Source organism: Sphingomonas populi (assembly GCF_004208535.1).
In the GTDB taxonomy this organism is placed as follows: domain Bacteria; phylum Pseudomonadota; class Alphaproteobacteria; order Sphingomonadales; family Sphingomonadaceae; genus Sphingomonas; species Sphingomonas populi.
Window position 1 is genome coordinate 1 of sequence record NZ_SGIS01000035.1, and the last position, 26,061, is coordinate 26,061.

Genomic DNA, 26,061 nt, shown 5'->3' on the forward strand with positions numbered 1-26,061 from the left:
GATTATATCGAGCGCTTCTACAACCCGACGCGCCGGCACTCGACGCTGGGCTATCTCAGCCCCATGGACTTCGAGCGGCAAGCGCATGTAGCCTAACTTGGTGTCCATGGGACCGGCAGCAGCTCAGGGGACCGGATCGGGCACCACGAAGGTAGATCAGCTTAACTCCGACATGACGAAGTTCAGGGATTATGAGACGCGTATCAAGGCCGGTGACACCACCGTTGATCAAACCGATTTCAGCAACCTCGCGAAAGAGATTTTCTCTCTCACGCAGGATGTAGACGGCTCGGCGACACCGGAAGCGCAGGCGATCTTTGCCGAGCTTACCAATACCGCGCAGGCGCTATCTGATCTCATCACCAAGACCTTCAACGCAGACGCAGCAGCGGCGGCGGATGGTTCGAGCACGGTAAACACAACGAACACCGATGCCGCGATTGCCACGATGCAAAACGCGCTTGTGAGCCAATTGACTGTGCAGACCGGTTACGCGGCGCAAGCGGCGGCATCGTTGGCTACGATCGCGGGTGGATCGTCCACAAACACGCTATCGGCTCCCAAGATCAACAGCCGCAACGGCGGAGCGGTGTAAATAGATAATGCTAGACCCCGCACGCGCATCCTTGGTGATGCAGGAATATCGCTACACGATCGTTGAGGACGCTTCGATAAAGGCGCTCTACCCCGCCGCTATCGAGATCGAAGTTGATACCAACCTTGATGCGTCTGGCGGCGCGGCATTGGCATCGTCGCTATGGGGACAAACTAACTCGATCGCTCGCCAGTTCGATGTTGAGATTGAGGATGTGCTTTATCTGGACGATTTCCTCACCTCTCCTAATCGGTACGTTGTCAGCTTCGACAAGCACCCCGCAGCCGGTGTCGGCAAGACCTACACGCTTATCGGAGCCAAGATTGACTACTCGGCAAACCGCACCACATTGACGGTGCGCGGTTAAGCTATGGCCGCGATCTTCGTCCCTCCCCTTCCCTTCACGGTAGCGGCAAGCTCACCGGCCCCGTTGGTTGGAAGCGTCGCCAATCTCAATATCGACATTCCGGGAATGGTGTGGCGCGGCTCTAACGCGTCATCTATTATCGTCGATCTTGGCGCGTCCGCAGTGGCATATGATACCGTCGCGGTGATCGGCACCAACCTTGCCGCGAACGATACGGTGAGGATTAGAACAGGCACGGGTAATGATGGCACTAGCGGTGGCTATGCTGGTACAGCACTTCCCGCATGGTCGGGCTCGAAGTCTCCGGCAAGCTCGGCAGATTGTATCTATCGTCTCGGCTCGACGCGCACCGAACGCTATTTGCGTATTGATTTCACCTCATCGAACGCGAGCGGTTATGTTCAAGCCGTCCGCCTCGTGATCGGCAAAGCGATCACCACAATGGGGGTGGATTTTGATGCAGAGCAAGGCTTTGTAGATCGCGCTGTAATCTCGACGGGAGCGGGTTACACCTCAATTGATGAGTATGATGTTTTGATCTCGTGGAAGTTTTCAACGGGATGGATTAGCGAAGCGTCTTGGCGAAATGATTGGTTCCCGATGTTGCAGAGCGTTGGGCAGCGTCGCGGCATCCTCTTTATCCCCGATGATGGAACGCCTGCTAACTGGCAATCTGACGCGATCTTTGGACGCTTCACACAATCGGTTAGCGGTAAGAGCGAATTCTATAACGCTTGGCGCGTTGAAAGCACCATCACCAGCATTGCCCCGTAAGCTCCGTCGATGATGACCGTGAGGCAGCTAAATAGTTGCCTATGCCATTTAATGTCATCATCGAGTTTAATCCGATCGACCCGGACACCCGGCTTGCAACTACTGTTCGCATGGCTTCCGCGAACGCGGATGCGAGCGGCACCATTCTTAATAATCTTGTCTGGACTCCGGCTATCATCGGAGGGCCGAATTTCGAGATAAGCCTTTGGGATTCAGGCCAGCCCAAAGCAGTTGATGTCAGCTACGGGCAAATTGATTTCATTACTAATGCGCAGCTTGCTAACCTCGATTGGGCAAGGCTGATTTGGGACGGAGCTACGGGCACCATTTGGGTTGGCAAGCTCGGCGATCCTTTCACTAACTATCGCCAGCTTTGGCAGGGCCGACTAGGCATCTTCACGCGCACAAGCGATCAAGTCGCGAGCGTTGCCCTCTACGGTAATGAGGCGATCCTTAATCGCAATCTGTTGAGCGCAACCTACGCGGGCACGGGCGGCGCCGAAGGCCCCGGCACAATGTTGGGCACTCTCAAACCTTGGGCAGCGGGTTTATGCACGAACGTTGCTCCCATTCTCGTTGATGCCAACTACTTCATCTATCAGGTTGATGGCTACGACGCTTGCCCGACTAATGCCGTTTATTCCAACGCGCTCACGCTTGGCGCTCCGGCCTCAACCTCGTCAACTAGCTACGCGGCTCTCAAAGCGCTCTCGCTATCGCCGGGACAATGGGCGAGCGCACCAGCCGTAGGCATGTTCCGTCTCGCCAGTGATCCGGGATCGGTAGCGCTCACCGCTGATATCGGATTACCGGCAACCGTTGGCAGCGTCATCACCACGTATCTCACCACCGCTGGTGTAGCGTCGAATAAGATCGATGCGAGCATTACCGGGCTCTTGGGTACTTGCGGTTTCTATACAGCCGATCAGGTGCAAGTAATTGATCGTGTGCGAGCCGAGGCGCTATCGGCTGGCAGGTATCTTATCGTTGATGCCACGGGCAAGTTTTGCCTCGCAAGCTATGTCTCTAACAAGACACCGGGTGCGCTTACTTCCAACCGTTCCAGCTATCCGCTTGTTGTCCCCGATTCGATTAAGCAAAACACCGATCAAGCCGCGACCGCACCCGCATGGCGCGTTAAGGTCGGGCATACGCACGTCTTTCATGTAAACTCGATTAGCGAGATTTCGCCAGCCGTTGCCGATCTAGCAAGCGATCTCACCGCAGTGAACGCGGCGGCGGAAGCCGCACAAGATTCAGCCGATGCCGCGCAGGCGCAAGCCGATCTCGCTATTCAACGCTATCAGGATATGTCCGCAGATGGCATTTTGAGCCGCTCGGAAAAGCTTCAACTCGCGCAGGATTTCCAAACCTACACGGCAGAGAAAAACAACAACATCTCGACCGGTAACGGCTTCGGTTTAACGTCTTTCGTCGCCTCATACACAAACGCTTATAACGATCTCGCCGCATACCTTTACAGCCTTTCCCCCGCCTTCAACGATACCAGCGCGGACACGGTTATTGATCGAGCGACATTCAACGCAAGAACCACCAACTACGAACTCACTCGGCAAGACCTTGTTAATGCAAATGCTAATGCGGCGGCAAAGCGAGCAAACTGGACGGGCATCCCTGATCGTCCAACCGATCTCTCTGGCCTTAATCCCGCTGATGGCACCAAGCTCGACGGTATCCAACCGGGGGCGACGGTTGGGGCACCGGCTGGCACAACCGTTGGGGGTGTCCCGGTTGAGTCCGTGCTTGCCACGATCGCCCAAGCGCAGACCGATGCGGCTGGCGTGCGCAGCGATCTTGCGGCGGAGGTTGCACGCGCCAAGCTCGAAGAGGGCACCCTTCATGATCTCGTCACCACCACGCAATCTACGGTCGCCGGGATCGCCACCACGATCACAAACGAGACAACCTTACGCGCTGATCAAGTCGCCGCCCTTGCCGATCGTGCGTCATCGCTGGAAACGACGGTTAACAACTCGAACATCGGCAACGGTGCTCTCGTGGCTCGCATCACAAACGAGGAAACTACACGCGCCAACCAAGTGGATGCCGTTGCGAACCGCGCCAACTCGCTCGAAAGCACCGCAGGCTACCTATCGGGCCGTATCACGAACGAGGAAACAACAAGGGCGAACGAAACCTCATCGTTAAGCAGTCGGACAAGCTCGCTTGAAACCACCGCAGGCAGTCTTTCCGCTCGTGTCTCGACTGCCGAAGGCTCAATTTCGAACCTTAACGGGAAGGCCACGGCTTATTGGCAGACCACAGCAGTAGCGGGAAACAATCGAGCGCAGCTAACGATTCATGCTGATGCAAACGGTGGTGCAGGCGTTGATATTATCGGTGATGTTTCGATCGCTGGTAATCTGATCGTCGGCGGTTCGCTCACCTCGACGCAGCTTGCGCAAGGTGCAGTTACCAAGTTCGTCGCGATGACCAATACCAACTCCTACGTGGGCTCCGGCCCCGGTGGTGGAGGCGGTGGCGGCGGAGGTGGCGGCGGCGGCTTCGGTTGCGTCGCCATAGATAGCTTTACACCGACTTCGACAATCGCGGGCGATCTCAAGGCCGGTGATAAGCTCATCATGCTCGACCCCGATGGGAGCAACTTCCACGATGGCGAAGTTGAATCCAACAAGACGATTGAGCAGCCCTCTTACCGCATTACGACTGCGAGTGGCATCACGCTCATTGCATCAACGTCTACACCAATAACGCTGCGCGACGGCAGTGTTATTTCAATAGCCCATGCTTGTTATCACGACATCGCCGTCCTTGATGATGATGGCTTCCGTTGGGAGCGCATAGAACGCCTCGATTATGTCGGCGTCTGCGCTGTTGCATTCATCTCCGCAAGTGATGGCACCTACGCGGCTGGCGAAGTCGAAGGCCGCTACATCTTCACCCATAACAAAAGCATCGAATAAGGAACGAATGGCAACACAAACTGTATTTGATTACACTCTTAACCTCGACACCGTTGCTGATGTCTCGATAGACGTAAGCGCGGGACAATCTTACAGCAGCACCAACATCGCCAACGCACCTTGGCAGTTGATGATTTACGTTGATGGTTCGCAAAATAACGGACGCGGGGGTTCCGGTGCTGTCACTGACGTAATTTCCTGCATCGGCGCCTTTAATCAGATGGCAGCAGGTAATCACCAAATCACCATTTATTGGTATGGCGATAGCCGCATTACGTTGAACGGATCGGTGTTACGCGTTCTGGTGACGAAGCGATGATCGCTATGTTTTGCATCGGGACACCCGGCCAAAGCCCGCGCATGTTTATTACCACCGATGAGGTTGAAGCTCGCGCGCAACTTCACGAAGGCGAAGTGTGTTTTAATCAAGCAAACTATGTGGCAGCGCCTCACATCATCAACGCGGAGGGCAACGCACTCGTGGTAGCTGGCGTTTCACTCGACGTTCAACGCGAAGCCAAATGGATCGAGGCGCGCAATTACCGAGACGCTTATTCAACCTCCGGTTGCACCACCGCTCTTGGCAGGGTTGATACAAACACAAATGCTCAAAGGAACATCAACGGCGCCGCCACGGCGGCAATGATCGCCAAGGTGTCGGGAGTACCGTTTTCAGTCGATTGGACGATGGCTGATAACTCTGTTGTCACACACAACGAGGATCAAATGATCGCGATGGGATTGACCGTAGTTGGCTTTCTGAGCGCCTGCCAAAAGGCTGGAACGGCTATCCGCGATAAGATCGCAGTAGCCGATATAGCCGGTTTAAGCGCTCTTGATATTACAGGCGGTTATCCTGCCAACGGCGCCTAAATGCACCTCCTTAATCGGTTGCCGTTCGCTTAAAGTCATAAATAGAGTATGGAGTCCTCTCACCTACTCGCCACATTCTTTGCCCTCATAGCGTTGGTGGTATTCGCGCTTGTTATCGCCGCGTTGCTCGCATTTACGGGCAAGCTTAATGACGCTCTTGTTGTGCTATTAAGCGGGGCAATCACTGGTGCGTTTACGCTCTTGCGTGCGCCTTCGAGCAAGAACGTGACCGTAGACAATCCGCCATCCGATCCGGTGCAGGTTGAGGCGCCTGTCAAATGACCGCGATTCATGTAGCGCAACAGGGAGTCACGTGGGGCTCAATCCTTATATCGATCGTATCCGGCGGCGGCTTAGGTGCGGTTTTCATTGCGGTCATAAAAAACCGGGCGCCGATGCGGGAACTCGCCATCAAATCGGACGAGAAGCTTCGTGCCAGCGAGGAGAAGCTTCGCAAAGATTTAATGGATCAACTTTCCAAACAGGAAGCCGACCATTTCGCACGCGTGACTTCCCTTGAATCTCGGATTGACGAGCAGCGCGAGACTTACGAATCCCGCATCGAGCTTGAACGCGTCCTTCATGCAAACGACATCTCCACGATGCGTCACCGCATGAACAATCTTGATCAGTGCCTAACGATGCTCCTCGCTTTGATTGAGGAAAATCCAGAGAAGGCGCAGGCGGCGGCGAAGCGCGTCCGTGAGATGCGCGCCAAGCAAGAGGCGAGCGAGGTAGCCGAGAAAGCCACGCTGGCAGCGGCAAAAGTTGTGGCGAGCGCTACTGTCGCGGCACCGAAACCGGCGAAGCCTTCGAAGGGGAAGCCGTGAACCGACCACCGAATTCGAGCCGCAATTTTCGCCAGCAGGTTTTTGCACCGACCAACGCATAGCATGTTTGCAGAATGCCGCAGATTTGGCTGCTTCAATAACCTGTTCAACACATTCATTACCAATGTCATCACATGGATTCCAAGTTGCCGAAAAAGACAGCATGAGATTAATTGAGACAACAAGCTGAAGTTAGTTTGAATAACACTAACTCCGAGAAGGTCATTGCGACTACACCAACGACAGGATGCACACTGCGTTTAAACGCATAGCAAGGGTTATTATTGATCATTTGCGGTTGCGCGCGCTCAACTTGCTAAATGGGCTTGGCTCGACGCGAAAGGCGCGCTATGAGGCGTTTGCCGGGGCCGTTAGGCCCCGGCATTGCCGAGCGGATCGGGCTGCAACCTTGATCCGCTCAATTATCGCAAACCCGCCGTTAGCGCAGGAGAAAGCGAGAAACCCATGTGGCAAGCCGCCAGATTAGCGGATCGCCGGGTTGAAGTTCAATAAACCCGGCTGGGGCGCACGTCCATAGTGATGTGCGCCCCTTGCCGTTCACGATCGGGCTTTCCTACGGTTCTTGTTTTGTTCTAAAACAAGACATGGCACAGCGACTCACACCAGACCCCGCCCTTCTCGAGCACGCTATTGCGGCGCTATCCGAATCTCCCGGCTGGGCTCGCGTCGGTTTGACCTTCGGCAACGAGAGGTTGCGCGAGGAAGCGGTTGCGACGCTTGCCGGAGCCGTGGTTGAGCGTCTCGTGAACCCTCCCCCCGTCAACGATCCTGATCAGCTTCACCTATTCTGATGCTGCGCTGTGGGCGCGAACATCAAACTGATTTGGTTGTCCGATATCGTGAAGCACAAGGGCAACCTGCGGTGCGAGTGCCGTTGTGGCCGTCGATCCGTGCTCGACGCTGTAAAGCTCGACCGATATTTTCGCGCGCATGGTTGGCCGATCGCGCTCGAAGTGATTGGGCATCATATCAAGTGCTCGCGGTGCGGTGCGAAAAGCCCCCACATCCGAATGACGGCAGAGGAGCCGCGTGGGCCGCAATGGGGACCGCGACACGAGGAGGATTGGAAGTACCTCGTGAAAAAATTGCGGGGATGATCGCGGCTATAATCAATCATAGAAACATCGTTGTCCAACTGGAGGGACTTGTTTCAATATCGAATGTGAGATAGTTCGCTTTCCGCAACGATCGGAGCGGGCGATGATCCTTTTGAAATCCAAGGCGGCGTGGAGCGAGCAACGCCAAGTGTGGCGTCTCGATATCCAGTTTCAGGACGCGAGCGGCGCGAGCAAGCGCACCTTCATCGTCATTCCCGGCGCAGAGCCTCACAAGAGCCGTGGAGCCGCCGAAGCCACGCGTGCCGCAAAAGAGTTCGCGAAGGGCATTGGCGGGCTTTACGCGGCGTTTTTGGACAAGAACGGGGCCACAAAGCGTCCCAAGCCAGTGGCGAAGCCCACCGCCTCGCCGATGAAAGTGCGCAAGGGGGCGAATCCAACCGTCGCTTGGTTGCTCGACCGCTGCCTTGAACATCCCGAAATCTGGGGACCGGTCAAACATCCGGCTAATTACATTTCTGGCGTGCGCAAGCTCAACGCCATCGTCGGTGACCGGATGGTTTCCGAGTTCGAACCGCCGAACGGTCGCGCGCTGGTGATGGAGGTCGTCAAGACGCTTCGCGCCGAAGGCCACAGCGATGGATACGTTCGAAAGATCGCGGGACAGCTTCGGCAAGCGCTCGGCGCGGCAATCGGCCAAGCCATCACAGAACCGATTACGCACCCGGAAAACGGCACGCTGCTAATCAATGATATGCCCACATTCCCGCCCCTGCCGAAGTCGAAGGGACGCACCGCGACTCTCGATCGGGCACAAGACGAGATCGTTTTCAGCGTTATCACTGAGCGTCTCAAACAGGCGGCGAGAGAGGAACGCGCCTACGCGGTGAAACATGGCAAAGAGCACGAGCTTGGTATCGGTGCAGTCGGTCGGGTGGAGATCGACGGCGCGGCGGTGTGGCTCAACAGCCGCCGCTATTCATCCACTCAGTGGCGAATCTTCGCGGATTATATCCGCTTCCTACTCGAAACCGGTTGTCGCCGATCCGAAGGGTTGAGCGTCGGGAATCACTCGATTCGCTATCGCGAAGTGACCGACGACGACGGCAATGTGACCGAGCGCCGCCCTGTCCTGTTTTTGCCCGGCGAAGTTACGAAGAATGGCGACGACCGGACAATCAACCTCACCCCTCGCCTTCAAGAGCTAATGAAGGTTTGGCAGGCCACGGCGAAGCCCCATACCTTCAAGATTGGCGCCCGGACGATCACCCGCGAAAAAGCTTGGTTCCCGCTCGTCAAAAGTCAGGTTGAAGGGATGTGGTCGCACGTCCGAGCCGACGTCAAGCGAGTTCATGCCGTGGACCTATCGGCCATCTCCCCCCACCTGCTCCGCCATACGCACGCAACGCGGATGTCGGAGCGCGGCATGTCGGGGAAGCCGTTACAGGATCATCTCGGACACCGCGACGCACGCACGACGCAGATTTATGACCATGCGCAGCAGGTCGATAACTCCGCTCGATTCTACAAGCGGAACGTCTCGTCATGAACCGATTCGCTGGGGGTAATCCCTCCCTACGGGGGACGCAGGTGATTCTTGAAACATGCTGAAACATCGCCTCCGAAATTGTTTCGGATTTTGCCCCCGCAGGGGATGTTTCAACCGCTAAGTGCCTGATTTCTCAACGTCGAATGGTAGCGAAGGAGGGACTTGAACCCCCGACCCCAGGATTATGATTCCCGTGCTCTAACCAACTGAGCTACTTCGCCTCGTCATCGCGAGAGCGGCGCCTATAAGTGCGCGAAACCGGGCGGTCAAGCGAACATATGGCGCGACAGCGGCTCCCACGGGCCGCCGCGATAATACCAGCTCGCCAGACCCGCGATCGCCACCGTGCGGGGCCGGAAATCGACCGACAGCGCGCCCAGCAGCGCCTTCGCCTCGGCGGGCGGCACCTTGTTCTGGATGGTGACGTGCGGACGCCAGCCGGCGCGGTCCTGCGGCATCAATAGCGGTGCGAAAGCGTGCGCGATCGAATCGCGGATATCCTCCAGCGCCGGGCTTTCGATTCGGAACGCGACACCGCCGCCGAGCGACATCAGCCCGCCGATCCGCGCATCGGGCGGCGCCACCCCGCGCGTCGCCGCCGACAGCCGCTGCTTGAGCTCGGCCGTGACCGAGGGTGGGAGATGGTGGAACATCGTCAGATGTGCCGCCAGTTGGTTGCGCTCAGGCGGGAAGTGGCGCTTGCGCAGGCCATCGAAGAACGCCGCATCGGTCTTGCCGAACAGCGCCGTCACGATAACGGGCGCAGCTATCGATGAGGCCTCGCTCAAATCTCGAGCTGGCTGCCGAGTTCGACGACGCGGTTGGTCGGCAGGCGGAAGAACTCCATCGCGCTTTCGGCGTTGCGCAGCATCCACGCGAACAGCTTCTCGCGCCAGATCATCATGCCGGGCCGCGCCGACGGCAGCAGCGTCTGCCGCGCCAGGAAGAAGCTGGTGTCCATCATGCGGAATTCAGCGCCACAGCGATGCACGTTGGCGAGCGCGACCGGCACGTCGGGTTCCTCGATGAAGCCGTATTTCAGGATCATCCGGTGGAAGCCGTGGGTCAGGTCTTCGAGATGGCAGCGCTGCCCCTCCGCGACATAGGGCTCATCGACGATCTTCACCGTCAGCAGGATGATCCGCTCGTGCAGCACCTTGTTGTGCTTGAGGTTGTGGAGCAGCGCGTGCGGCACACCCTCCGGGGTCGAGGTCATGAACACCGCCGTGCCGGGCACGCGAGTCGCGGCGGTGGCGGCGGACTGGATGAACACCTTGATCGGCATCGCGCCCTCGCGCATCCGCGCGATCATCAACTGCCGCCCTTTCGACCAGGTCGTCAGGATCGTGAAGATGATGAAGCCGGCAAGCAGCGGGAACCAGCCGCCCGACACGATCTTGGTCAAATTGGCGGTGAAATACGCGCCATCGACCAGGAAGAACACCGCGAGCAGCGGCACGGCGGCGATCAGCGGCCAGTTCCACAAGCGGCGCAGCACCACCACCAGCAGGCAGGTGTCGATCAGCATCGCCCCCGTCACCGCGATGCCATAGGCAGCGGTGAGGTTCGACGAACTGCGGAAGAACGCGACCAGCAGCAGCACCATCGCCAGCAGCAGCCAGTTGATGAGCGGAATGTAGATCTGCCCGGCGGTCGCGGCATTGGTATGTTCGATGCGCAACCGCGGCATGAAGCCGAGCTGGATCGCCTGTTGCGTCACCGAGAATGCGCCGGAGATCACCGCCTGGCTGGCGATCATCGCCGCCGCCGTCGCGATGAAGACCAGCGGCAGTTCCCAGCCTTCGGGCGCGAGTTTGTAGAACGGGCTTTCCAGCGCCGGCACGCCGTCGCGGAACAGCAAGGCGCCCTGCCCCATATAGTTGAGCATCAAAGCCGGCAGCACGAAGAACATCCACGACACGCGAATCGGCTTGCGGCCGAAATGCCCCATGTCGGCATAGAGCGCCTCCGCGCCGGTCACCGCCAGCACAACCGAGCCGAGCGCGAGGAACGCCCGCACCGGATCGTGGTAGAAGAACAAGGCGGCGTAATGCGGCGAGAGCGCCCACAGGATGCCCGGCGTCTTGACCATGCTCATCACGCCGAGCGTGGCGATCACGACGAAATACAACAGCATGACCGGGCCGAAGAACAGCCCGATCTTGGCGGTGCCTTTGCTCTGGATGACGAACAACGCGATGATGATGAGCGCCGAGAGCGGCAGCACCAGATGCGACAGGCTCGGCTGCGCGACCGCGAGACCCTCGACCGCGCCGAGCACCGTCACGGCGGGCGTGATCATGCTGTCCCCGTAGAACAACGCGGTCGCGAACACGCCAAGCAGCACGATTCCGCGCGACCAGCGGATCTGCTTCACCCGCCCCGAGATCAGCGCGAGCAAGGCGAGACTGCCGCCCTCGCCCTTGTTGTCGGCGCGCATGATGATCGTGACGTACTGGATCGTCACGACGAGCAGCATCGACCAGAAGATCAGGCTGACCACGCCCATGATGTGCAGCGCATCGACAGCGAGCTTGTGATGCCCGGCGAAGGTTTCGCGAAAGGCGTAGAGCGGGCTGGTGCCGATATCGCCGAACACCACGCCGATCGCACCGAGCGCGAGCTTCGGCAGCGGGTCCGCGCCATGCGAGGGGGCGCCGGGCGTCGCGAGATCGGCTCCGGCGGGCACGGGTTCAGCCGCGCTGGTTACGATGTTGCTCACTGGAAGGCAGTTCTTGCCCGAAAATCAATCATATATGACATATGCAGACCGATCGCGCCCCAGTGATCCACCGATGGAATCCACAGCGGCAGGCCCGTAGCATGGCGCTCGGGTCGTTAGCAATCTGTCATGTGGGGATGCGCTGGCCCGGTTCAAGACTCGCCCCGGCATAGGAACGCGCCAAGGTCAGGATCGCAGTGGCGTGGCGCGCGGCGATCGCGGCGGTATCGGCACCGTATCCGCCGCCGACCGTGCTGGCGAGCGGGATGCCGCGTGTGATCGCGAGCCGCGCGACCAGTGTTTCGCGCGCGATCAGCCCGGCCTCGGTGAGCGCGAGCCGGCCGAGTCGGTCACCGCCGAACGGATCGACGCCGGCCTGATACAGGATGAGCTGGGGCCGCACGCTGTCCAGCAAAGGCGCGAGCGACTCCTCCAGCGCATGCAGATAGGCCGCGTCGCCGGTGCCGTCGGGGAGCGCCACGTCGAGCGTCGAGCACGCCTTTCGCGCCGGGAAGTTCTTCTCGGCATGGATCGAATAGGTCGCGATCCCGTCCCGCCCGGCGCACAAGGACGCGGTGCCGTCGCCCTGATGCACGTCGCAATCGACCACCAGCAGCCGCTCGACACGGCCCTCTTCGACCAGCCGCACCGCCGCCACTGCGAGATCGTTGAGCACGCAATAGCCCGATCCGGTGGCCGCGAGCGCATGATGGCTGCCGCCCGCAGTGTTCGCCGCATAGCCGTGGTCGAGCGCCAGCCGCCCGGCCAGCCACGTCCCGCCGACAACATGCCGCGATCGTTCCGCCACCGCCGCCGTCACCGGGAAGCCGATGCGGCGCGCCTTCTCCGCCGGTACGCGCGCCTCCAGCACCTCGGCGATATACTCCGGGTCATGCACCGCCTCCAGCCACGCGCGCGGCATCGGCTCGGGTTCGAACCAGCCGAGGTGCTCGCCCTCGTTGCGCAACAGGTCGCGCAGCAGCCCGTTCTTGCTGAGCTGAGTCGGGCTGTTCGCATGTGCGGCGGAAACATAAGCGGGATGATGGACGACCGGGATCACCACGCTTAGGTAGGATCGCGGTCCGCTTGGTGCAAAGCGGCGATAAGGAGGCGTGTTTGGCCGAGGTGTATGTTCGCCCCGATGTGCGTGGTTTTCTCGCCTTTCTGAACGCCGCGCCCGGACCGCGCATGCACGAAGTCGATGCCGCCCGTGCCCGTATGATGCTGCGGTCTATCAAGGACATCGCCGATCTGCCGATCGGTACACTCGGCACGATGCTCGACCTGACCATCCCCGGTCCGGCTGGCGATCTGCCCGCGCGGCTGTTCGATCCGCGTAGCGTGCGTGATCCCGGCCCGCTGGTGCTGTTCTTCCACGGCGGCGGCTTCGTCATCGGCGATCTCGACACGCATGCGAGCTTCTGCGCCGAAATGGCGCGCGCGCTCGATCTGCCGGTGCTGGCGGTCGATTACCGGCTCGCGCCCGAACATCGCTGGCCCGCCGCGCCCGACGATTGCGAGGCCGCTGCGCGCTGGGTCGCAAGCAACCCCGCCGAACTGCCGCGCGTCACGACCGACCTCGTCTTGTGCGGCGACAGCGCGGGCGGCAACCTCGCGATCATCACCGCAATGGCGCTGCGTGACGATCCCGCGCCGCTGCCGGTGTTGGCGCACCTGCTGTTCTATCCCGCCGCCGACGGCTCGCGCACCTACCCGAGCTTCGCCGCGTTCGAGAGCGGCTATCTGCTCGATCGCGACAGCCTCCAGTGGTTCGCCGACGCCTATCAGGCCGATTTCACCCACCCACGCGCCTCGCCGTTGCTCGGCGATCTCGCCGACATGCCGCCCGCCACGGTGCTGACCACCAGCCTCGACCCGCTCCGCGATCAGGGCCGTGCCTATGCTGCCGCGCTCGCGCAGGCCGGCGTGCCGGTGACGTTCCGCGAAGCAAATGGCACGGTTCACGGCTTCATCACCTTGCGTCAGGCGATCCCCTCGGCGGTCGCGGACTGCGCCGGCGTCTTCGCACTTGCGAAGACGATGATTGCGGAGAGTGTGGCCGCGCGGCTAACGTCGCCCGCACCGACCTCAGAGGCGCGTTGAGCGATGACCGATCCCACTATGCTTCCCTATCGCCCGTGCGCTGGGCTGATGATCCTCAACCGCGAGGGCCGCGTCTTCGTCGGCCAGCGCAAGGACACCAGCATCGAGGCGTGGCAGATGCCGCAGGGCGGGATCGATCCCGGCGAGGACGCCGAGACTGCGGCGCTGCGGGAATTGCACGAGGAAACCGGCATCGTCGCGGATCGCGTCGAACTGATCGCGATCGCTTCGAAGGAACTCACCTACGATCTGCCGCCCGATCTCGTCGGCAAGGTGTGGAAGGGCAAATGGCGCGGCCAGCGCCAGCGCTGGTTCCTCTACCGCTTCCTCGGCGACGACAGCGAGATCGACATCGCCACCGAGCATGAGGAATTCATCGCCTGGCGCTGGATCGAACCCGCCCAACTGCCCGCGCTGATCGTGCCGTTCAAGAAGGCGCTGTACGAGGAAATCCTCGTGCTGTTCCGCGATTATCTCGATTGATGCGGTCAGCGGCCCCGTCCCGGCGGCAGACTGAAGTCGTCAAGATGGCCACCGATGCTATGGTAATGACATGGTATTTTCGTTGATTCTGGTCGCCGCGCCGGTTCTGGACCCGGCGCCAGCCCCGACGGGCGCGTCGCCGGCCAAAAACGACGCACCGCTGCCGCCGCAGCTCAAGGCGATGCTCGACGCGGCGATCGCGTCGGGCAACGAGAACGACATCAATATCATCGCCAAATACACGTCCAACGCCGCGCCCGAATCCGCGCGCACGATCAAGGCGTCGGTCGATGGCTGGCGCAAGGCGCGCGAGGCCAAGCGCGTCGAGACGATCGTCGAGGCCGGCCCGTTCGATCTGTGGAAAGGCAGCGTCCAGCTCGGCGGCTATGCCACCACCGGCAACACCAACGATCTCGGCGTCAACGCGGCGGTGAAGCTCAGCCGTGAGACGTTACAGTGGAAGCACACCGTCACGCTCGCCGTCGACTACAAGCAGAGCAGCGGTGTCATCAGCCGCGAGCATTATCTCGCCGCGTATGAGCCGAACTACAAATTCTCCGAACGCGGCTATATCTACGGCACCGGCAGCTACGAGAGCGACCGCTTCCTCGGCTATTACAACCGCTATGCCGGCTCGGTCGGCGCGGGTTTCGGCGTGGTCCGCGCGCCGGGCGTCAAGCTCGATCTCGAAGTCGGCCCCGCCTATCGCCGCACGTCCTTCACCGATGCGACGCAGGAGAACAGCTTCGCCGCGCGCGGATCGATGGATTTCGCGCTGAAGCTCAACCGCGCGATCTCGGTCACTCAGGCCGCGTCGGTCTATTTCCAGAAAATCAACAGTACGGTCAGCAGCGTCTCGGCGATCAACGCCAAGCTGTTCGGGCCGCTCTCCGCGAAACTCTCCTACGCCGTGCAATATGAGAGCGCGCCGCCGATCGGGCGCGTCAGCACCGATACGTCGAGCACTGCGTCGATCGTGTATAGTTTCTGATCGTCGGGCCGATTGCGCAGCGGTAACGGATCGGCGGCAAGCGAACCGCAACGGGTGGAGTAACGCCCGGTCCCGCGCTAGGCTCCGGCGATGGACATCCTTCCCCCCACGGAACGCGCTGCGATCGAACGGGTCGGAGACGCACCGATGCTCGCGCAGACGCAGGCGTGGGCGGCGATCAACTCCGGCACGCGCAACCTTGCCGGGCTGGCGGCGATGGCGGCGGACCTCGCCGATGCTTTCGCCATCCTCCCAGGCGTCCTTACACTCGCCGAACCGGCGCCCGCAGAGACGCTGCTCACCGACGGCACGCTCGCCGCGCTCGATCATGGCCAGCATCTGCACTTGACCGTCCGCCCGAACGCGTCCGTCCAGATCCTGCTGACCGGCCATATGGACACCGTGTTCCCCGCAGATCACCCGTTCCAGAGCCTGCGCTGGCAGGACGACGGCAGACTCAACGGCCCCGGCGTCGCCGACATGAAGGGCGGCCTCGCGGTGATGCTCGCCGCGCTCTCCGCCGTTGAAGCAAGTCCGCTCGCCAACCGGATCGGCTACGAAGTCGTGATCGGCTCGGACGAGGAAACCGGCTCGTTCTCCTCAGCGGCGCTCATCGCTCGCGCCGCGCAAGGCAAGGCGGCGGCGCTCACCTACGAACCCGCACTGCCTGACGGCACGCTGGCTGGCGCGCGCGGCGGGACGGGCAATTTCTCGATCCTGATCCGGGGCCGCAGCGCGCATGCCGGGCGCAATCCCGACGACGGCCGCAACGCCATTCTCGCCGCCGCCGACATCGCGCTGCGACTCGCCGAGGCACGCTCCCCGCGCCTCTCGGTCAATCCGGCCCGGATCGAGGGCGGCGGGCCGAACAACGTCGTGCCCGATCTCGCCATCCTGCGCGTCAACTTCCGCCCCGCCGACGCGGGCGAGATCGCCCGCGCGCAGGCATGGATCGACGCGACCGTCGCCACGGTCGCCGCCGCGCATGATGTTTCGGTCCACGTCCACGGTGGTTTCAACCGTCCGCCCAAGCCGATCGATCCCGGCGCGGCCAAACTGTTCGGCGTGGTCAAACAGGCCGGCGCCGACCTCGGCCTCGATATCACCTGGCGCGACACCGGCGGGGTGTGCGACGGCAACAACATCGCGGCGTGCGGCGTGCCCGTCGTCGATACGATGGGCGTGCGTGGCGGCGCGATCCACTCGGCGGACGAATTCCTCATCCCCGAGAGCCTCGCCGAACGCGCCGCGCTCTCGGCGCTCACCATCTTGCGCATCGCCGAAAAGGGGGGATTGTGACGTTTCGTATCCGTGCCGCGCGCGACGAGGATCTCCAGCCACTCTACGAGATGGCCAAGCTGACCGGCGGCGGCTTCACCAACCTGCCGCCCGATCGCCCCTCGCTCAAGGCCAAGCTCGACAAGAGCCACGCCGCCTTCGCCAAGACCGACGACACGCTCGCCGACGAACTGTTCGTGCTGGTGCTGGAAAATGCGGCGACCGGCGAGGTGCGCGGCACCTGCCAGATCTTCACCCATGTCGGCCAGCATTACCCGTTCTACAGCTACCGCATCGGCACGCTCACGCAGCACAGCAAGGAACTCGGCCGCACATTCCGCGCCGACCAATTGAGCCTCACCACCGATCTCGAAGGATGCAGTGAAGTCGGCGGGCTGTTCCTCCACCCGGGCGAGCGGGCCGGTGGCCTCGGCATGTTGCTCGCGCGCAGCCGCTACATGTTCATCGCCCAGCACCGCGCGCGCTTCGCCGACCGCATCCTCGCCGAACTGCGTGGGGTGATCGACGAGGCGGGCGGATCGCCGTTCTGGGACGGGCTGGCTGGCCGCTTCTTCGGGATGAATTTCCAGGATGCCGACCAGTTCAACGCGATCCACGGCCACCAGTTCATCGCCGATCTGTTCCCCAAACACCCGATCTACATCGCGATGCTGCCCGAGAACGCCCGCGCGGCGATCGGCCTGCCACACCCATCGGGCCGCGCGGCAATGCGGATGCTGGAGATCGAGGGCTTCGGCTTCGACAAATATATCGACATCTTCGACGGCGGCCCGACCATGACCGCGCCGACCGACAAGGTGAACACGATCGCCAACGTCCGCCCCGCGCGGCTGATCGCGATCGACGGTGACGGTGGCGAGCCGGTGCTGGTCGCCTGCGGGCGACTGGGTGATTTCCATTGCGCCTATGGCAAGCTGCGCGCGGTCGGCGACGGCGTCGCGATCGACCGCGCCTGCGCCACCGCGCTCGGGCTGATCGAAGGCGACGACCTCGCCTGGGTGGCGCGCACCTGATGCTGACCGAAATCAACTTCGACGGGCTGATCGGCCCGAGCCACAATTTCGCCGGCCTCAGCCCTGGCAACCTCGCCGCGACCGCCAACGCCGGGCGCACCGCGCACCCGCGCAAGGCAGCGCTGGAAGGCATCGCCAAGATGCGCGCCAACCTCGCGCTTGGTCTCACGCAGGGCATCTTCGTGCCACTCGCCCGGCCCGATCATCGCTGGCTGGCGAGCCTGTCGGTGGATTTTACAACCGCCGCGCCGCACCTCAGGGCGCAGGCTTTGTCGGCGTCGGCGATGTGGGCGGCGAATGCCGCGACCGTCTCGCCCGCGCCAGACACCGTCGATGCGCGCTGCCACCTCTCCGCCGCCAACCTCGTGACGATGCCGCACCGCAGCCACGAATGGCCCGGCACGCTCGCGCAACTCCGCCTCGCCTTCGCCGATCCCGCGTTTGTCGTGCATGGCCCCGTGCCCGCCCCGTTCGGCGACGAGGGCGCCGCCAACCATATGCGATTGTGCGCCGATCACGCCTCAGCCGGCGTCGAGGTGTTCGTCTACGGCGTGGCGGGCGGCCCCTTCCCTGCGCGCCAGCACCTTGAAGCAAGTGCCGCGATCGCCCGCGCACACCGGCTCGCGCCCGATCGCACGCTGTTCGTCCAGCAATCCGACGCGGCGATCGCGGCGGGCGCGTTCCACAACGACGTGGTCGCGGTCGCCAACGAACGCGTGCTGTTCGCGCACGAACACGCCTTCGCCGATCGCGACGGCTTTTACGCGGATCTGCGCCGTCTGCTGCCCGAGGTCGAGATCGTCGAGGTGCCCGCCGCGCAGGTCAGCCTTGCTGACGCCATCGCCTCGTATCTGTTCAACGCGCAGCTCGTCACCCCGCCCGACGGCATCATGACGCTGATCGTGCCACAGGAAGCGCGCGAGACCACGTCGGTCTGGGCGTATCTGCAGGCGATGCTCGCCGGCAACGGCCCGATCCGCCGGGTCGAGGTCGTCGATGTGCGCCAGTCGATGGCGAACGGCGGTGGCCCGGCGTGCCTGCGGCTGCGCGTCGTCGCAGATCCCGCGACGATTGACCCGCGTTTCCTGGTCGATGCCGCCAGGCTCGGCCGGATCGCCGCCATCGTCGCGGCGCATTGGCCCGAGGACATTGCGCCCGACGCGATCGGCGATCCCGCGCTGATCGCGGACATCGAAAACGCCCGCCGCGCGCTGTTGGAAGCACTCGATCTTGTCGGGTTAATTGACACGTAACCATATCCGTTAACGCGGATCGCCGCGTTTCCGCCATTGGCCCGCACCTTGCTTAACCATCGGCCATGTGGCGCAAATTCACCCGGCTGTTCGTCATCAAGACCAAGTTCGAGGCGTTCCTGGTCATCTACGGCCTCGGCCTCGGCGCCGCCGAACGCGGCCTGCACTATGTCGAGCAATATCACGGCAGCGTCGGCGGCTGGATGCTGTTCGCGGTCTGCCCGGTCGCGGTGTTCATGGCCGGGGCGCGCATCCTCGATTCGGTCGAGCATAGCGACTGGAACTGACGTAGCTCAGGCGGCGGTGGCGGGGAGCGCGCGGGGTGCGCGCTCCGGTGCCGAACCGCGCCCGGCATAGCGCCGCGCCAGCGTCGCGCAGACGAACAATTGCGCCTGGTGGAACAGCATCAGCGGCAGCACGATCAGCCCGACCGCATGGCCGGGGAACAGGATCGCCGCCATCGGAATGCCGCCGGCCATGCTCTTCTTGGAACCGCAGAACACGATCGCGATTTCGTCCTCCACCGAAAAGCCTACAGGAGTGGAGCGCACAACACTTGCCTGACCCCCGCCCGTTCGTCCCGAGCGCAGTCGAGGGACACGCCCGGAGCGCAGGCGCCTCGACTTCGCTCGGCACGAACGGTTAAGGATCGGGCCACGATATCGTTGCGCCTTCGGCACCAACTTCCCCTAGAGGCGTTAACGAGCCCGAATGATCAAAGTCGCCAGCTACAACATGCACAAGGGCATCGGCCTTGACCGCCTACGCGATCCGCGCCGCATCCTCGATGTGCTGTGCGAACTCGATGCGGACGTCATCGCCCTTCAGGAATGCGACCGCCGCTTCGGCACCAAGGCGCGCGTCATCCCGCAGCATCTGCTGGAGGAGCATAGCGCGTGGCATGCGGTGCCGTTCGGCCGCAACACCGCGAGCATGGGGTGGCACGGCAACGCCATCCTCGTCCGCAAGAGCGCGGAGGTAATCGACCACCAGACGATCCACCTGCCCGCGCTGGAGCCGCGCGGTGCCGTCTCTGCCGATCTGCGCGTCGATGGCACGGCGATCCGCGTGGTCGGGATGCACCTCGATCTCTCCGGCCTGTGGCGCAGGCGGCAGGCGCACACGATCATCGCGCATGTCGAATCGGGCACGCACCCGATGCCGGCGGTGCTGATGGGCGACCTCAACGAATGGACACCGAACGGCGGTTGCCTGCGCGATTTCTGCGCGCATTACCCCAGCGCACCGACCGGCCCCAGCTTCCACGCGCGCCGCCCGGTCGGGCGGCTCGACCGGATCATGGCGTCGCGCGCGCTGCGTATCGTCGAATGCGGCGTCCATTCCAGCCCGACCGCGCGCCGCGCCTCGGACCATCTGCCGATCTGGGCGGTGCTCGAACCCGCCTGATCGTCGATGGACTGGCAAAGCGCGCCAAAGCGGTTTAACCGTTACGCATGCAGTTCCTCAAAACACTGTTCTGGTGCCTCCTCGCGTTCGTCGCGGCAATGTTCACGCGCAACAACTGGACGACGGTGCCGGTCAATTTGTGGGGCGGGCTGATCGCCGAGATCAACCTGCCGCTGCTGCTGCTCATCACCTTCCTCGTCGGCCTGCTGCCGATGCTCGGCGTGTACCATGCCGCGCGCTGGCGGATGCGCAGCCGCCTCGCCACCGCTGAACGCACGATCGCGACGCTGCGCGAGGTGATCGCTACGCCCGCCGCCGTCATCGTCGAGACGCCGCCGCTCGCGATCCCCGCCGAGTCCGTCGCGCCGGAAACCCGCATATGACCAACCGCATCTTCGTCGCGCTCGATACACCCGACATGGTCCGCGCGCGCGCGATCGCCCAGCGCGTCCGCCATCATGTCGGCGGCATCAAGCTGGGGCTTGAGTTCTTCATGGCGAACGGCCGGCATGGCGTGACCGAGATGCACGAGCTCGGCCTGCCGATCTTTCTCGATCTCAAGCTGCACGACATCCCCAACACCGTCGCCAAGGCGATCCAGGCGCTGCGCGGGCTCGATCCCGCGATCCTGACCGTCCACGCCTCGGGTGGCCGCGCAATGCTGGAGGATGCCAAGGCCGCCGCGCCGCTCGGCACCAAGGTCGTCGCGGTGACGACGCTGACCAGTCTCGATGCGAACGATCTCAAGACGATCGGCTGCGCGAATGCACCGCACGAACAGGTGCTGCGGCTGACCGACCTGGCGCGCGAATCCGGCGTCGATGGCATCGTCTGCTCGGGCGAGGAAGTCGCGGCGGCGCACAAGCTTTGGCCAAAAGGCTTCTTCGTCGTGCCGGGCGTTCGCCCGGCCGATGGCGAGATCGGCGACCAGAAGCGCGTCGTGACGCCCCGCGCCGCGCTCGATGCGGGCGCGTCGATCCTGGTGATCGGTCGCCCGATCACCGCCGCGAGCGATCCAGATGCAGCCGCACGGGCGATCAGCGCGACGCTGTGACGCGCCGGGCGAAGCCGCAGCGAAGCTGCGGCCAGCCGAACCAGGCGCGTCCGGCCGGCGGCGCTACAGCGCCGACCGACGACGCGGGCTTCGCCCGCGGCGCCAATGGAGACCGAATGATGGCCCTGATCCGCCCCTTTCTGCCCGCCAGCGATTTCGCCGCATCGAAAGCCTTCTACGAGGCGCTCGGCTTCGAGATCGGCTATCAGGATGCGGACCTTGCCATCTTCGACTACGAAGGTGCCGGCTTCCTGCTTCAGAACCTGTACGTGAAGGACTGGGCCGAGAACCTGATGCTCCAGCTTTTCGTGCGCGACCTCGACGAGTGGTGGCGTCGCACCGAGGGGCTGGTCGAACGGTTCAACGTGCAACCGCCACGCCCGCCCCGGGCGCAGCAATGGGGCCTGCGCGTCGGCTTCCTGTTCGATCCGGCGGGCGTGCTGTGGCAGGCTTCGGAGAGCGGGAAGGATCGTGACGATGGCTGATCCCGTCATCCGTACCGCTGTCGCCACCGACCTGCCCCGCCTCCACCCGGTCATCGAACGCGCCTATCGCGGCGATGCGGCGCGCGCCGGCTGGACTCACGAGGCCGATTTGCTCGATGGCGAGCGCACCGACCTGCCGACACTGGCGGCGATCGTCGCCGATCCCGCCACGCGATTGCTGGTCGCGTTCGATGGCGACGCACCGATCGGTTGCGTACAGGTGAGCGATCACGGCAGCGGCACCGCCTATCTCGGATTGCTGTGCATCGAACCGCGCCTGCAAGCCGCCGGTCTCGGCCGGCAGTTGATCGCCGCCGCCGAGAGCGCCGCCCGCGACACGTTCGCGGCGCACCGCATCGAGATGACCGTCATCGAGAACCGCGCCGAGTTGATCGCCTATTACGAACGTCGCGGCTATGCGCGAACCGGCGAGCGCCGCGATTTCCCGATCGTCGTGGAGCCGCCGCTGTTCATGACGGTGCTGGCGAAGCCGCTGTAGCGCAGGCCATTTGCCAGGCTCCGCTGATCGGCTATCGTCGACCCGTGACGGCTATCGACAAACTCGCGCGCGACACCGCATTTCTCGGCGACGTCGCGGAAATCCGCGCGATCCTGAGCGCTGTCTGTGAGCGCACCGGCATGGGTTTCGCTGCGGTCGCGCGCGTCACCGAGCAGCGCTGGATCGCGTGCCAGGTGGCCGACAAGATCGACTTCGGACTGGAGCCGGGCGACGAACTCGATTTGAAATCGACGATTTGCGACGAGATCCGCGAAAACGGCAAGCTCGTCGTGATCGATCACGTCGCCGCTGAACCGGCGTGGCGCACGCACCATACGCCGGCGCTCTACGGTTTCGAGAGCTATGTCTCGATCCCGATACTTCTCGCCGACGGCAGCTTCTTCGGCACGTTGTGCGCGATCGATCCAGCCCCACGCGCGCTCAGTTCGGCGGAGATGGTGGCAACGCTGCGCGCCTTCGCCGAGCAGGTCGCCACCATCCTGAGCGTGCGGATCGACTCCGGGACTACGGCCGCGCCGGGATCAGCAAACCGCGCTGCACCGCCGGCCGTGCCAGCCCGCGATCAAGCCACGCCTTGACGTTGGCGAAGCGATCGAACTCGACGAGATCGCCCGCTTCGTAGAAATTGACCAGCCCGCGCACCCAGCCGAGCGTCGCAATATCGGCGATCGTATAGTCGTCGCCCATGAACCATGCGCGCCCATCCAGCACCCGGTCCATCACGCCAAGCAACCGCTTCGCCTCGGCAACGTACCGGTCGCGCGGGCGCTTGTCCTCGATGTCCTTGCCGGCGAATTTCACGAAATAGCCGACCTGCCCGAACATCGGCCCGACGCCGCCCATCTGAAACATCAGCCACTGGATCGTCTGATAGCGCAGCACCGGATCGGCTGGCAGAAACTTGCCGGTCTTCTCGGCGAGGTACAACAGGATCGCGCCGCTCTCGAACAGCGCCATCGGTTTGCCGCCGGGACCGTCGGGATCGAGGATTGCGGGGATCTTGCCGTTGGGATTGAGCGATTCGAACGCCGCCGAATGCTGGTCGTCCGCGCCGAAATCGATCCCGTGCGCCTCATACGGAAGCTCGCATTCTTCCAGCATGATCGCCACTTTGACGCCATTGGGCGTCGGCAGCGAATAGAGTTGCAGCCGGTCTGAGTGCCGCGCCGGCCAGCGCGTGGTGATCGGGAAATCGGAGAGCGGCGTTTCGGTAGACATCGGTGAATCTCCTTTGCCCCGCGGATATAGGGCGTGTCGCGCCGCACCACACCTCGGCTACCGCGAAACCGTCTGTTTCCAAGCCGTCAGCGCGCGGCTATGGCGCGTCGATGCAGGCGACAGACCTCCGCGTTGCCCTCTTCAGTGGCAATTACAATTACACCAGGGATGGCGCCAACCAGACGCTGAACCTGCTCGTCGGCTATTTGCTCAAACAGGGCGCGGCGGTGCGCGTCTATTCGCCGGTCAGCCGCCGGCCAGCCTTCCCGCCGGTCGGCGATCTCGTCGGCACACGCTCGGTCAAGATGCCGGGCGGGCGGGCCGAGTACAAGCTGGGGCTGGCAATCGATGCGCGGGTGCGCGCCGATCTCGATGCGTTCGCGCCCAATCTCGTCCATGTCTCGGCGCCGGATTTCCTCAACCATTCGGCCGTTCGCTACGCGCGTGAAAAGAATATCCCGGTGGTCGCTTCGTACCACACGCGGTTCGAGACCTATGTGCAATATTACGGCATCGGCTTCGTCGCGCCGCTGATCGTCAAGGTGCAGCGCAAATTCTACCAGGGCGTCGACGAGGTGCTCGCGCCAAGCCAGATGATGGGCGAAATCCTGCGCGAATGGGGCGTGACGACGCCCGTGACGCGCTGGTCGCGCGGGGTGAACCACGATCGCTTCAACCCGTCGCGCCGCAGCCTCGAATGGCGGCGCTCGCTCGGCATCGGCGACGACGAGATCGCGGTCGGCTTCCTCGGGCGGCTGGTGAAGGAAAAGGGGCTCGACGTGTTCGCGCGAGCAATGCACGCGCTCGATGCGCGCGGCGTGCGGCACCGGACGCTGGTGGTCGGCGAAGGCCCGGCGCGCGACTGGTTCGCCAAGGAAATCCCCGACGCGGTGTTCGCCGGGTTCGTGACCGGCGACGATCTCGGCCGCGCGGTCGCATCGATGGACGTGTTCTTCAACCCGAGCGTGACCGAGACCTTCGGCAACGTCACGCTGGAGGCGATGGCGGCGGGCGTGCCTGTGGTGGCAGCGCGCGCGAGCGGCGCGGTCGGGCTACTGGAGGAAGGCGTGACCGGGCTGATCGTCCCGCCGACCGACATCGCCGGCTATGCCGACGCGCTGCAACGGTTCTGCGAGGACGAAGCGTTCCGGCTCGGCGCCGGGCGTGCCGGGGTTGCCGAGGCCGCCAAGTATAAGTGGGAGCGGATCAACCAGGTCGTGCTCGACACCTATCTGCGCGTGATCGAGCGGACGCGTTCGGCGGAACCCGCGCCGGCGCCTTGCTGAGCGATGCACCGATGACCGACGCCCGCTTGAGCAGCCCGGCCGCGCTTCGCAACCGCGATCCGATCCTCGACATTTTGAAGTCGGTGCTGCCCAGGCGCGGCACCGTGCTGGAGATCGCGAGCGGATCGGGCGAGCATATCGTGCATTTCGCTGCGGCGCTGCCGGGACTGATCTGGCAGCCAAGCGACCCTTCGGAGGCGGCGCGCGCTTCGATCGCGGCGTGGCTGGCGGCGGAGCGGCCGACGAACATCCTGCCGCCGCTGGACGTGGATGCCTCCACGCACGATTGGCCGGTCCCGGCGGCGGATGCGGTTCTCGCGATCAACATGGTCCATATCAGCCCGTGGGCGGCGACGCTTGGGCTGCTCGCTGGCGCGTCGCGGCTGTTGCTGCCGGGCGGGCCGCTGTTCCTGTACGGACCCTACCGGCGCGGCGCGGAACCCATGGCCGCGAGCAACATCGCGTTCGACGCGGACCTTAGCGCGCGCAATCCCGAATGGGGCATTCGCGATCTCGACGCCGTGGCGGCGGCGGCGGACACGCTCGGGCTGAGTTTGGACCGCGTGGTGGACATGCCGGCCAACAACCTCGCGGTGGTGTTCGTGCGGCGGTGAGCTAGCCCAGCCAGACCGTTCCGGCAGTACCGTCCCCAACCGTTCGTCCCGAGCGAAGTCGAGGGATGTGCCGCGAACGCCGCGCCATGTGTCTCGACTTCGCTCGACACGAACGGTTGGGGAATCAGACTACGCCAGCCCCCGCGCCCACCCCACGATCGCGCTCGCCGGCATCGCGCCCGACTGTCGCCCAACCTCGCGGCCGCCTTTGACCAGGATCATCGTCGGGATCGAGCGGATCGCGTAGCGCGCCGCAATCGCGCTTTCCGCCTCGGTGTCGAGCTTGCCGAGCCGCATCCTCGGCTCAAGCTCGCGCGCGGCGGCCGCGAAGGCCGGCGCCATCTGGCGGCACGGCCCGCACCATTCGGCCCAGAAGTCGACCAGTAGCGGCAGGTCACCCCTGCCCGCATGCGCGTCGAAATTCGCGGCGGTCAGCGTCAGCGGCGCGGCCTGGAACAAGGCTGCGTGGCAGCGTCCGCAGGTGCCGCCCGCGCCAAGCTTTTCGACCGGCACGCGGTTGGCGCTAGCGCAGGCAGGGCAGATGACGATCTTGCTTTCACTCATAAGCGCAGATGTAAGCCTCATAGGTGGATTGCCAAGCACC

Annotated in this window: 30 protein-coding genes, 1 tRNA gene and 1 pseudogene; 25 read left to right on the forward strand and 7 right to left on the reverse strand. The window is 63.2% G+C overall.

Annotated elements, in window-relative coordinates; genetic code table 11:
- The 10 genes from EWE75_RS26170 to EWE75_RS18690 form a co-directional block, all read left to right on the forward strand.
- On the forward strand, positions 1-96 hold a 96-nt coding region (locus EWE75_RS26170; protein ID WP_345789384.1), incomplete at its 5' end, for an IS3 family transposase.
- A 4-nt stretch (positions 97-100) separates the two neighbouring features.
- Positions 101-595, forward strand: coding sequence for a hypothetical protein (locus EWE75_RS18650; protein ID WP_130159618.1), 495 nt, complete (start codon positions 101-103; stop codon positions 593-595).
- A gap of 7 nt (positions 596-602) precedes the next feature.
- Complete coding sequence (locus EWE75_RS18655) at positions 603-962, forward strand: hypothetical protein (RefSeq protein ID WP_130159619.1); 360 nt, start codon at positions 603-605, stop codon at positions 960-962.
- Between the two features lie 3 nt (positions 963-965).
- Positions 966-1,736: a hypothetical protein gene (locus EWE75_RS18660; protein WP_130159620.1), complete on the forward strand. Its 771-nt coding sequence runs from the start codon at positions 966-968 to the stop codon at positions 1,734-1,736.
- A 41-nt stretch (positions 1,737-1,777) separates the two neighbouring features.
- Positions 1,778-4,681, forward strand: coding sequence for an autotransporter outer membrane beta-barrel domain-containing protein (locus EWE75_RS18665; RefSeq protein WP_130159621.1), 2,904 nt, complete (start codon positions 1,778-1,780; stop codon positions 4,679-4,681).
- 7 nt (positions 4,682-4,688) lie between these two features.
- Positions 4,689-5,000, forward strand: a complete 312-nt coding sequence (locus EWE75_RS18670) for a hypothetical protein (protein WP_130159622.1) — start codon at positions 4,689-4,691, stop codon at positions 4,998-5,000.
- Positions 4,997-5,554 (forward strand): DUF4376 domain-containing protein, encoded by a 558-nt coding sequence (locus tag EWE75_RS18675; RefSeq protein WP_130159623.1) that lies wholly within the window; start codon positions 4,997-4,999, stop codon positions 5,552-5,554. Before EWE75_RS18670 ends, EWE75_RS18675 begins: the two co-directional genes overlap by 4 nt.
- Before the next feature lie 278 nt (positions 5,555-5,832).
- Positions 5,833-6,384, forward strand: a complete 552-nt coding sequence (locus EWE75_RS18680; RefSeq protein ID WP_130159624.1) for a hypothetical protein — start codon at positions 5,833-5,835, stop codon at positions 6,382-6,384.
- A gap of 551 nt (positions 6,385-6,935) precedes the next feature.
- Positions 6,936-7,196, forward strand: coding sequence for a DUF6771 family protein (locus tag EWE75_RS18685; RefSeq protein ID WP_130159625.1), 261 nt, complete (start codon positions 6,936-6,938; stop codon positions 7,194-7,196).
- A gap of 409 nt (positions 7,197-7,605) precedes the next feature.
- On the forward strand, positions 7,606-9,009 hold the full coding sequence (locus tag EWE75_RS18690; protein WP_130159626.1) for a site-specific integrase: 1,404 nt from the start codon (positions 7,606-7,608) through the stop codon (positions 9,007-9,009).
- Positions 9,010-9,153: 144 nt separating this feature from the next.
- Here EWE75_RS18690 and EWE75_RS18695 read toward each other — a convergent pair.
- The 4 genes from EWE75_RS18695 to EWE75_RS18710 form a co-directional block, all read right to left on the reverse strand.
- Positions 9,154-9,230: transfer RNA gene (locus EWE75_RS18695), tRNA-Met, on the reverse strand.
- A gap of 45 nt (positions 9,231-9,275) precedes the next feature.
- Positions 9,276-9,779: a 2'-5' RNA ligase family protein gene (locus EWE75_RS18700; RefSeq protein ID WP_130159666.1), complete on the reverse strand. Its 504-nt coding sequence runs from the start codon at positions 9,777-9,779 to the stop codon at positions 9,276-9,278.
- 14 nt (positions 9,780-9,793) lie between these two features.
- Entirely contained in the window at positions 9,794-11,641 is a 1,848-nt protein-coding gene (locus tag EWE75_RS18705) for a potassium transporter Kup (RefSeq protein ID WP_427915798.1), read from the reverse strand.
- Positions 11,642-11,858: 217 nt separating this feature from the next.
- Entirely contained in the window at positions 11,859-12,791 is a 933-nt protein-coding gene (locus tag EWE75_RS18710; protein WP_130159668.1) for a histone deacetylase family protein, read from the reverse strand.
- A gap of 56 nt (positions 12,792-12,847) precedes the next feature.
- On the opposite strand from EWE75_RS18710, the gene EWE75_RS18715 reads away from it, so the two are divergent.
- The 7 genes from EWE75_RS18715 to EWE75_RS18745 all read left to right on the forward strand — a co-directional run bounded on the left by EWE75_RS18715 (position 12,848) and on the right by EWE75_RS18745 (position 19,160).
- Positions 12,848-13,834, forward strand: coding sequence for an alpha/beta hydrolase (locus EWE75_RS18715; protein ID WP_231708446.1), 987 nt, complete (start codon positions 12,848-12,850; stop codon positions 13,832-13,834).
- Between the two features lie 3 nt (positions 13,835-13,837).
- Positions 13,838-14,317, forward strand: a complete 480-nt coding sequence (locus tag EWE75_RS18720; RefSeq protein ID WP_130159627.1) for an RNA pyrophosphohydrolase — start codon at positions 13,838-13,840, stop codon at positions 14,315-14,317.
- A gap of 70 nt (positions 14,318-14,387) precedes the next feature.
- Positions 14,388-15,308, forward strand: coding sequence for a DUF481 domain-containing protein (locus EWE75_RS18725; RefSeq protein WP_130159628.1), 921 nt, complete (start codon positions 14,388-14,390; stop codon positions 15,306-15,308).
- Positions 15,309-15,398: 90 nt separating this feature from the next.
- Positions 15,399-16,607 carry a hydrolase gene (locus tag EWE75_RS18730; RefSeq protein WP_130159629.1) on the forward strand — a complete coding sequence of 403 codons (1,209 nt, stop codon included), beginning with the start codon at positions 15,399-15,401 and terminating at the stop codon, positions 16,605-16,607.
- Positions 16,604-17,620, forward strand: coding sequence for an arginine N-succinyltransferase (locus tag EWE75_RS18735; RefSeq protein WP_130159630.1), 1,017 nt, complete (start codon positions 16,604-16,606; stop codon positions 17,618-17,620). The genes EWE75_RS18730 and EWE75_RS18735 overlap by 4 nt, the downstream gene beginning before the upstream one ends.
- A complete protein-coding gene (locus EWE75_RS18740; RefSeq protein WP_206364812.1) occupies positions 17,620-18,873 on the forward strand; it encodes an N-succinylarginine dihydrolase in 1,254 nt (417 codons plus the stop codon). Before EWE75_RS18735 ends, EWE75_RS18740 begins: the two co-directional genes overlap by 1 nt.
- A gap of 65 nt (positions 18,874-18,938) precedes the next feature.
- Positions 18,939-19,160, forward strand: a complete 222-nt coding sequence (locus EWE75_RS18745) for a hypothetical protein (protein WP_130159631.1) — start codon at positions 18,939-18,941, stop codon at positions 19,158-19,160.
- Between the two features lie 6 nt (positions 19,161-19,166).
- Here the strand turns inward: EWE75_RS18745 and EWE75_RS18750 are convergent.
- Positions 19,167-19,418 (reverse strand): annotated as a pseudogene (locus tag EWE75_RS18750) (bile acid:sodium symporter); the annotation flags it as partial.
- A 166-nt stretch (positions 19,419-19,584) separates the two neighbouring features.
- Here EWE75_RS18750 and EWE75_RS18755 point away from each other — a divergent pair.
- The 6 genes from EWE75_RS18755 to EWE75_RS18780 all read left to right on the forward strand — a co-directional run bounded on the left by EWE75_RS18755 (position 19,585) and on the right by EWE75_RS18780 (position 22,917).
- A complete protein-coding gene (locus EWE75_RS18755; RefSeq protein WP_130159632.1) occupies positions 19,585-20,280 on the forward strand; it encodes an endonuclease/exonuclease/phosphatase family protein in 696 nt (231 codons plus the stop codon).
- 47 nt (positions 20,281-20,327) lie between these two features.
- Positions 20,328-20,663, forward strand: coding sequence for a lipopolysaccharide assembly protein LapA domain-containing protein (locus tag EWE75_RS18760; protein ID WP_130159633.1), 336 nt, complete (start codon positions 20,328-20,330; stop codon positions 20,661-20,663).
- Positions 20,660-21,334: an orotidine-5'-phosphate decarboxylase gene (gene pyrF / locus EWE75_RS18765; protein WP_130159634.1), complete on the forward strand. Its 675-nt coding sequence runs from the start codon at positions 20,660-20,662 to the stop codon at positions 21,332-21,334. The genes EWE75_RS18760 and pyrF overlap by 4 nt, the downstream gene beginning before the upstream one ends.
- A 119-nt stretch (positions 21,335-21,453) precedes the next feature.
- Complete coding sequence (locus tag EWE75_RS18770) at positions 21,454-21,819, forward strand: VOC family protein (RefSeq protein WP_130159671.1); 366 nt, start codon at positions 21,454-21,456, stop codon at positions 21,817-21,819.
- The gene (locus EWE75_RS18775) at positions 21,812-22,318 is read left to right on the forward strand and encodes a GNAT family N-acetyltransferase (protein WP_130159635.1); all 507 of its coding nucleotides are present in this window, start codon (positions 21,812-21,814) and stop codon (positions 22,316-22,318) included. The genes EWE75_RS18770 and EWE75_RS18775 overlap by 8 nt, the downstream gene beginning before the upstream one ends.
- Positions 22,319-22,362: 44 nt before the next feature.
- Positions 22,363-22,917: a GAF domain-containing protein gene (locus tag EWE75_RS18780; protein ID WP_231708447.1), complete on the forward strand. Its 555-nt coding sequence runs from the start codon at positions 22,363-22,365 to the stop codon at positions 22,915-22,917.
- Here EWE75_RS18780 and EWE75_RS18785 read toward each other — a convergent pair.
- Positions 22,844-23,557 (reverse strand): glutathione S-transferase N-terminal domain-containing protein, encoded by a 714-nt coding sequence (locus EWE75_RS18785; RefSeq protein WP_130159636.1) that lies wholly within the window; start codon positions 23,555-23,557, stop codon positions 22,844-22,846. The genes EWE75_RS18780 and EWE75_RS18785 overlap by 74 nt on opposite strands.
- A gap of 110 nt (positions 23,558-23,667) precedes the next feature.
- Here EWE75_RS18785 and EWE75_RS18790 point away from each other — a divergent pair, with 110 nt between their 5' ends.
- The gene (locus EWE75_RS18790) at positions 23,668-24,843 is read left to right on the forward strand and encodes a glycosyltransferase family 4 protein (protein ID WP_130159637.1); all 1,176 of its coding nucleotides are present in this window, start codon (positions 23,668-23,670) and stop codon (positions 24,841-24,843) included.
- An 11-nt stretch (positions 24,844-24,854) separates the two neighbouring features.
- Complete coding sequence (locus EWE75_RS18795) at positions 24,855-25,457, forward strand: DUF938 domain-containing protein (protein ID WP_130159638.1); 603 nt, start codon at positions 24,855-24,857, stop codon at positions 25,455-25,457.
- A gap of 129 nt (positions 25,458-25,586) precedes the next feature.
- Here EWE75_RS18795 and trxC read toward each other — a convergent pair whose 3' ends face one another.
- Entirely contained in the window at positions 25,587-26,021 is a 435-nt protein-coding gene (gene trxC / locus EWE75_RS18800) for a thioredoxin TrxC (protein ID WP_130159639.1), read from the reverse strand.
- Between the last annotated feature and the right edge of the window lie 40 nt (positions 26,022-26,061).

What these genes read in the sequence shown, in the direction of transcription:
- EWE75_RS18655 (WP_130159619.1), top strand. Translation starts at nt 603, where the DNA reads ATGCTAGACCCCGCACGCGCATCCTTGGTGATGCAGGAATATCGCTAC.
- EWE75_RS18660 (WP_130159620.1), top strand. Translation starts at nt 966, where the DNA reads ATGGCCGCGATCTTCGTCCCTCCCCTTCCCTTCACGGTAGCGGCAAGC.
- EWE75_RS18665 (WP_130159621.1), top strand. Translation starts at nt 1,778, where the DNA reads ATGCCATTTAATGTCATCATCGAGTTTAATCCGATCGACCCGGACACC.
- EWE75_RS18670 (WP_130159622.1), top strand. Translation starts at nt 4,689, where the DNA reads ATGGCAACACAAACTGTATTTGATTACACTCTTAACCTCGACACCGTT.
- EWE75_RS18675 (WP_130159623.1), top strand. Translation starts at nt 4,997, where the DNA reads ATGATCGCTATGTTTTGCATCGGGACACCCGGCCAAAGCCCGCGCATG.
- EWE75_RS18680 (WP_130159624.1), top strand. Translation starts at nt 5,833, where the DNA reads ATGACCGCGATTCATGTAGCGCAACAGGGAGTCACGTGGGGCTCAATC.
- EWE75_RS18690 (WP_130159626.1), top strand. Translation starts at nt 7,606, where the DNA reads ATGATCCTTTTGAAATCCAAGGCGGCGTGGAGCGAGCAACGCCAAGTG.
- EWE75_RS18720 (WP_130159627.1), top strand. Translation starts at nt 13,838, where the DNA reads ATGACCGATCCCACTATGCTTCCCTATCGCCCGTGCGCTGGGCTGATG.
- EWE75_RS18725 (WP_130159628.1), top strand. Translation starts at nt 14,388, where the DNA reads ATGGTATTTTCGTTGATTCTGGTCGCCGCGCCGGTTCTGGACCCGGCG.
- EWE75_RS18730 (WP_130159629.1), top strand. Translation starts at nt 15,399, where the DNA reads ATGGACATCCTTCCCCCCACGGAACGCGCTGCGATCGAACGGGTCGGA.
- EWE75_RS18740 (WP_206364812.1), top strand. Translation starts at nt 17,620, where the DNA reads ATGCTGACCGAAATCAACTTCGACGGGCTGATCGGCCCGAGCCACAAT.
- EWE75_RS18745 (WP_130159631.1), top strand. Translation starts at nt 18,939, where the DNA reads ATGTGGCGCAAATTCACCCGGCTGTTCGTCATCAAGACCAAGTTCGAG.
- EWE75_RS18755 (WP_130159632.1), top strand. Translation starts at nt 19,585, where the DNA reads ATGATCAAAGTCGCCAGCTACAACATGCACAAGGGCATCGGCCTTGAC.
- EWE75_RS18760 (WP_130159633.1), top strand. Translation starts at nt 20,328, where the DNA reads ATGCAGTTCCTCAAAACACTGTTCTGGTGCCTCCTCGCGTTCGTCGCG.
- pyrF (WP_130159634.1), top strand. Translation starts at nt 20,660, where the DNA reads ATGACCAACCGCATCTTCGTCGCGCTCGATACACCCGACATGGTCCGC.
- EWE75_RS18770 (WP_130159671.1), top strand. Translation starts at nt 21,454, where the DNA reads ATGGCCCTGATCCGCCCCTTTCTGCCCGCCAGCGATTTCGCCGCATCG.
- EWE75_RS18775 (WP_130159635.1), top strand. Translation starts at nt 21,812, where the DNA reads ATGGCTGATCCCGTCATCCGTACCGCTGTCGCCACCGACCTGCCCCGC.
- EWE75_RS18785 (WP_130159636.1), bottom strand. Translation starts at nt 23,557, where the DNA reads ATGTCTACCGAAACGCCGCTCTCCGATTTCCCGATCACCACGCGCTGG.
- EWE75_RS18790 (WP_130159637.1), top strand. Translation starts at nt 23,668, where the DNA reads ATGCAGGCGACAGACCTCCGCGTTGCCCTCTTCAGTGGCAATTACAAT.
- EWE75_RS18795 (WP_130159638.1), top strand. Translation starts at nt 24,855, where the DNA reads ATGACCGACGCCCGCTTGAGCAGCCCGGCCGCGCTTCGCAACCGCGAT.
- trxC (WP_130159639.1), bottom strand. Translation starts at nt 26,021, where the DNA reads ATGAGTGAAAGCAAGATCGTCATCTGCCCTGCCTGCGCTAGCGCCAAC.